This window comes from Anaerosporobacter sp., from assembly GCF_031551385.1.
In the GTDB taxonomy this organism is placed as follows: Bacteria; Bacillota; Clostridia; order Lachnospirales; family Lachnospiraceae; genus Anaerosporobacter.
Map to the genome: position 1 here is coordinate 1 of NZ_JAVBNS010000109.1, position 5,697 is coordinate 5,697.

Here is a 5,697-nt window from a genome sequence, read left to right on the forward strand (position 1 = left end):
CACAATGCCAGCATTTACATCATTTAACTTACACAATATCTTCATTGTCATTCTACAAGCACTCTGCAGAAGCTTTACTCCGTAACCCTCCTCTTTACTATCTTCTATATTATATAGCAGAATCTCTTCTAAAGCATTTGCCTGCCTCCATAGGAAACTTCCTCCCCCTGGAATCATTCCACCCTCCAAAATATTTCGAACAGCTTTTACTGCGGTTTCCATACAAACTTTATTCTCGCGAATCTCCTGACTTGTTCTGCCGCCTGCATACAGTACTGCAACACCTGATTTCAATCTGCCGATTCGTTCATAGTATTTTTCCTTGTCGTATTCATTTGTTTTCTCATCCAAAATAATTTCCTGTATCTCTTTTATTCGATTCGCAATCTGCCAGTCCTGTCCTTTTCCACCTATAATCGTTGTTGAATCCTTCGTGATACGCACCTCTTTCGCTGTACCTAACATAGAAAGACCGACCTTCTCCAGTTCGTCCCCCTTTCCTTCTTTCAGCACAACACCACCTGTTAATACGGCAATATCTTCTAACAAATCCGTTTTCCTTGACTTATACCCCTCCGCTTTCACCACTGCAGTTTTAAATACTCCCTGTGTATGGTTATGTATCAACATCGTAAGTGCTTCCCCTGCTACCTCCTCCGCAACTATTATAATCGCCCTTCCCGTTGGCATTACCTGCTCTAAAATTGGTAAAATACTCTTAAAATCCGTAATACAATAATCTGTAATCAAAATATACGGATTACTATATGTAATCGAATCCTTCCCTTTCGTACAAAAAAGTGGAGACAGATACCCTTGTTTTAAACACATTCCTTCCTCATATACAACATAATTCTCCACACTCTTTGATGGCTTCACAAGAACAACACCTTGTCTGGACACTTTCCCATATGCTTCAATCGCCATCTTCGCAATCTCATAGTCCTTGCAGGAAGCTTGCACTGCCTTAATCAAAGAATCATGCTCTTGAACCATTTCCGTTGAGGCATCAATATTGTGCAATACCTTCCTTAATGCTCTCTTTAGACCTTGTCGCAAAAAGACCGGGTTTGCTCCCGCCGCAAGATACCGAAGACCCTCCTCCACCATTCCTTTTACGAATAACGCCGTTACGGTTGAACCATCTCCAACACGTTCTCCCATATTCAATACTGCATCACAAAGCAGTTGAACCCCTTCATTAAGAAATAAATCCTCGGATTTAAAGTCCTGCATAATCTGTGCGCTTCGATTCGTAATAACAGCCGAGTTACTAGCATTCTCCATAACAACGCTAAGCCCAAACGGTCCATATGTAGACTCCAATAGATTACAAACAAGCAACATTCCCTCTGCCATCGTCTGTATCGCATCTTTGTTATAGCGCATCTCTTTTATCATAGAATCCCCTGCCTTTCTTATATCTCTTGAAATCGTAGTGATGATATTACTATTCACTCACAAGTCTTGCAACCTTAATATTTCTCCATATTAAACATCGTCTGATCACCCATCAATTCAAATGTAAAGCAATCCTCTGTAAGCTCTACTTGATGAAAAATCAGCAATTCATGAAATTCTTTCTCACTCTCTGGATATGTAATTGTAACAAGTAGATTAAATACTTCGTCTGTTTTCCCTAGTTTATACAACTCACATGTCACCTCCGTAGAATCTGTAATCTCATACTTCGGATTAAACTCCAGATAAACCGACTCCACAAATGCAGGTACACAATCCGCCAAGGTTATCCCCTCTGTAAGTTCCACTGGGAATGCAACCTCCATCCCGTTTGGCGACTCTTCATATAGTTGCTTTCCCTCTTCTGCAAGTTGCACATAATATTTCCGCGGCAACACCAATTTACATTCAAAAACATGTTCTTTTACCATACCTCTACCTCCGTCAATGACACCCTTTACAAGCACTACAATCTCCACTACACATAGTTGACAGATATTCGCTTTCCTCGTATGCCTCCAATGTATATTCCTTGTAAGAATATCGTTTTTCCACCTTTCTACTATCTGTAAATACAATCCCATCTTCTTCAAATGCTATCTGTACAGGAATAAGAATCTCCTCCGTAATATCAAATGGACTTGTCATTAATTTTGCTTTCAATATAAACTCTGGTTCACCATTTCGTGGAATGCACCGAATTCCCGTTGCAATTGTTGTAAGTCTACTCACACGTCCCTCTCTGTCAAAACGCAGTGAATTACTATCACCCGTTACTCCAACAGCAAGGGGATTATATGCGATATAAATTCCTGTATCCTGCGTGATAATAACTGGATTTTCTGGCTCTAATGACTGGATGCTCCCATCTTTATAGAAACTGATTCCATACCGAACTTTCATCTTTCCATAATTCGTATCCACTTCCATACTCTCACCTTGCCAAATCGTAAGACTCTTAACTTCTCCTGTTTCATAAAAGCAGATGCAAGAAAACAATCCAGTATATAACCGATTCCCCACTTTCACTACACTTTCTGCTAGTAATTCTTTCTCCTCCTCTTCTGACCAGAATCCACTAATCTGTCCATATACCGGAAATACACGGTGTATGTTTTGGTTTGGATAAAACGTTATAAACTCTGCAGTCAAAGTACCAATCGAAGTATTAATTGTGCTAATGGATTCCAAATATATAGATTTCAGACTGCCGTCTTCATAACGAACAATCGAATCCTTGTTACGCGATCTAGCATCTGGGGAAGAATATCTTGGGATTAGCTCATTATTGTTAAGTACAATTCTTATCTTATCCATATCATCTACCTCCTTTACACAAACTTCCTATCATACTACAACAGCAGCATAAACAATCAACAGAGAATGCGTTCTTTGCAAAGACCATGCATGATATCTACAACATACACATCGTCCTCCCGTTTCACCTCCATAGAGAGTCCATGTTGCTGCACATAAGCATCCAGCCAAGGCATAATATGAGAACATCGAATTAGTAAACTCGTATATAGCTCCCCATCAAGAAAAGGAATCAGCATCTTCTTAGAACTCAGATTCGGATGCGCCTTCATCGCCTTATCAAAATCAAAGAAATAAAAACCATCCTCCGCAATACACACAGGATAGGGCGATATCTGCTCTATCTCTTCGTTCTCTTCCGTAGCAATATTGTTATAGAAGTCCTCGTAGATTTCCTCAAAAAGTCTTTGCGATATTTCATTCGATTCACACAGAATAATGCCGTTTCGATTCAAAAAATGATAAGGAAGCCCAATGATTGCCGTACCGATTAACACTTCACTGTCATGTTCTCGAATACTCTTGCTAATCTCTTCTGCTAAATGTTCCACCTGTTGCCTTGTCATACTATCACAACTCGAAATTGAAACATCTCCAACCTTATCCCATATCTCTTTCTTCTCATACATCGTAAGTTTGATTGCATGAAAAAAATCTGTTATTCCATTACTTCCATCTGTCAAAACAAAAAATCTCATAGTGCCTCCTTCCCGTATGGATTACCCCACTCCACGTTGTAGAATATCAATAAGTTCCTGCTCCACTCCTTGAATTTTCTTCTTATCCACACCACAATCAAAAATCGTCTCTGTAGCACGAACAAAATCATACAGATTACAATTCCCAACCCGTTCTCCAAGTCCAAGAAGAGTACAATCAATCATCTCCCCACCTGCTTTTGCCATTAAGATTGAGTTGGCAATTGCCATTCCCAAATCATTATGTTCATGAATCTCAATTGTGAGTTCCTCAATCGCATTATGAATTTCCTTAATAATCTGAGCTCCTCTTTCTGGCGTTACCGTTCCAACCGTATCCGCAATCCGAACCGTCTTCACTCCCATCGAATACAGTTGTCTAACTAATGATAGTATAAATCCAATATCCGCTCTTGTTGCATCCTCAAGACCAACGGTTACAGGCATACTATAATTATTCGCTATCTCAAGGCAACTCTTTATCTCTCTTTGCACCCACACCTTATTCTTATTCAATTTTGAATAAATCTGCACATAGGATACGGGCACACCAATATGAATTAAATCTGGTTGTAATAGACAAGCTGTCTCTACATCCTCTTGACGCATTCTGCTCCAAAGAGAAACCTTTGCATTCTTCTTCTGTCCCATCAATTTGTCGATATATTGCATATCACTGCTATGAACATCTACACAACCAGCTTCAATTTCATAAACTCCAAGTTCATCAAGAAGCAAACCCAAACGAATTTTATCCTCTGTACCAAACACAATCCCAGGGCATTGCTCCCCATCTCGTAACGTTGTATCTACGATTTTTTTCTTTGTCTTCATAGGCATCCCTCAATAATTGCTTTCAGTTCCTCATCATTTATATTTCTGCATAAACGACTGCTTTCCAATTTGACATTTTTAAGTATTACTAAGCAGATTTCCTTATCGAAATCATTATAGCCGAACTCTATTAACTTAATTTTAATGGAGCTAAGCCCTGAATGCTTACCAATTACAATTTTCCTCTCCTGCCCCACCAATTCAGGTGGAAATGTTTCATAATTTGAGGATTTCTTCAAAATTCCATCAACATGAATTCCTGATTCTACCCAGAAGATACTTTCCCCTATTACAGGCATTTTCGCTGGAATCTTGTCACTTGTGATTTCTTCATATAACGATTTTAGTTTTGGCAGTTTACTTAAATCTTGGTTTACTTTATAATGTTGATTCAGTCTAAGAGCTAAAATCACTTGTTCCGTTGCTGCTTTGTTTCCGATTCCAGCAAATGCAGTGATGACTTTCTTCCCTCCTTCTCTCATAAACATAACAGCTTCTGCTGTTGCACATTCATTGCTATTCTCTGGCATAAACAATATTCTTTTCTTATCAATAATTGAGAAAATCTCCTTTAACGCTATGTCAAAATCAAAACACATAAAATCATCCATACCTTTTAATACAATCGATTTCGCCGAAATATAATTTCTAAGATGTAAGATTTCCCGTGTATCATTCATCTGTACAATTGTTATTGTATCCTCCCCTACCGTTTTTGATTGTAGGAAATGTTTAATCAATGGAAACCGTTTTCGGTCTGATACCGAATCCAGTTCCATATAATAAACAGCTCCTGAGATTAATGCAGGTTCAATTACCGGATACAGTTTTTCTGATATCACAAAATCATAGATACCGCACTCCATAAACAATTGAATTAATTCACCTGCCTGCTCCTTTGTTGGCGGAGTCTCATCAAGCATACTCAGTGTAGCGTCAATAATTTGCATGATATCACCTTCCTGTCTAAACTAGTCTTTATTGTCCAAATATATTTAAAACCTACCCTAAAGTGTGTAATATAATGATTCCAAACTTTGCCCCCTCAAATTACAATTATGCACCCAACTCTTATATCATCAAATCCTCCACTGGTTTTCCACCTTCAAAATGTTCATCAAATATTCGTTCCACGTCATCCTCCGTTAGATGTCCATACCACACACCCTCAGGATACACAACAGCAATCGGTCCTTTGTCACAGATCCCAAAGCAACCTGTATTATTCAAAACAACCTCCCCTGATAAATCCCTGTCATTAATTTCTTCCATGAATTTTTGTAGTATGTCAACTGACTTGTTATTATAGCAATACCCTCTTTGTTGCCCCGTAATTGTACAGCTTGTGCATATAAACACATGATATTTGGGTTGTACCATAAATGCT

7 protein-coding genes are annotated in these 5,697 nt (G+C 38.7%); all 7 read right to left on the reverse strand.

Going from position 1 to position 5,697, the window contains the following annotated elements:
* The coding region (gene groEL, locus RMR19_RS09965; RefSeq protein ID WP_310603348.1) for a chaperonin GroEL at window positions 1-1,458 on the reverse strand (1,458 nt) is incomplete at its 3' end.
* Between the two features lie 17 nt (window positions 1,459-1,475).
* Window positions 1,476-1,892: a hypothetical protein gene (locus RMR19_RS09970; RefSeq protein ID WP_310603349.1), complete on the reverse strand. Its 417-nt coding sequence runs from the start codon at window positions 1,890-1,892 to the stop codon at window positions 1,476-1,478.
* Window positions 1,893-1,905: 13 nt separating this feature from the next.
* Window positions 1,906-2,778, reverse strand: coding sequence for a hypothetical protein (locus RMR19_RS09975; protein ID WP_310603350.1), 873 nt, complete (start codon window positions 2,776-2,778; stop codon window positions 1,906-1,908).
* Window positions 2,779-2,834: 56 nt separating this feature from the next.
* The gene (locus RMR19_RS09980) at window positions 2,835-3,476 is read right to left on the reverse strand and encodes a Fe-only nitrogenase accessory AnfO family protein (protein WP_310603351.1); all 642 of its coding nucleotides are present in this window, start codon (window positions 3,474-3,476) and stop codon (window positions 2,835-2,837) included.
* A 21-nt stretch (window positions 3,477-3,497) separates the two neighbouring features.
* Window positions 3,498-4,310 carry a homocitrate synthase gene (locus tag RMR19_RS09985; protein WP_310603352.1) on the reverse strand — a complete coding sequence of 271 codons (813 nt, stop codon included), beginning with the start codon at window positions 4,308-4,310 and terminating at the stop codon, window positions 3,498-3,500.
* Entirely contained in the window at window positions 4,307-5,260 is a 954-nt protein-coding gene (locus tag RMR19_RS09990; RefSeq protein ID WP_310603353.1) for a homocitrate synthase/isopropylmalate synthase family protein, read from the reverse strand. The genes RMR19_RS09985 and RMR19_RS09990 overlap by 4 nt, the downstream gene beginning before the upstream one ends.
* Before the next feature lie 121 nt (window positions 5,261-5,381).
* The coding region (locus RMR19_RS09995) for a 2Fe-2S ferredoxin (protein WP_331654701.1) at window positions 5,382-5,697 on the reverse strand (316 nt) is incomplete at its 5' end.

Coding starts and splice junctions, on each gene's coding strand:
- RMR19_RS09990 (WP_310603353.1), bottom strand. CDS start 5,260: ATGCAAATTATTGACGCTACACTGAGTATGCTTGATGAGACTCCGCCA.
- RMR19_RS09975 (WP_310603350.1), bottom strand. CDS start 2,778: ATGGATAAGATAAGAATTGTACTTAACAATAATGAGCTAATCCCAAGA.
- RMR19_RS09985 (WP_310603352.1), bottom strand. CDS start 4,310: ATGAAGACAAAGAAAAAAATCGTAGATACAACGTTACGAGATGGGGAG.
- RMR19_RS09970 (WP_310603349.1), bottom strand. CDS start 1,892: ATGGTAAAAGAACATGTTTTTGAATGTAAATTGGTGTTGCCGCGGAAA.
- RMR19_RS09980 (WP_310603351.1), bottom strand. CDS start 3,476: ATGAGATTTTTTGTTTTGACAGATGGAAGTAATGGAATAACAGATTTT.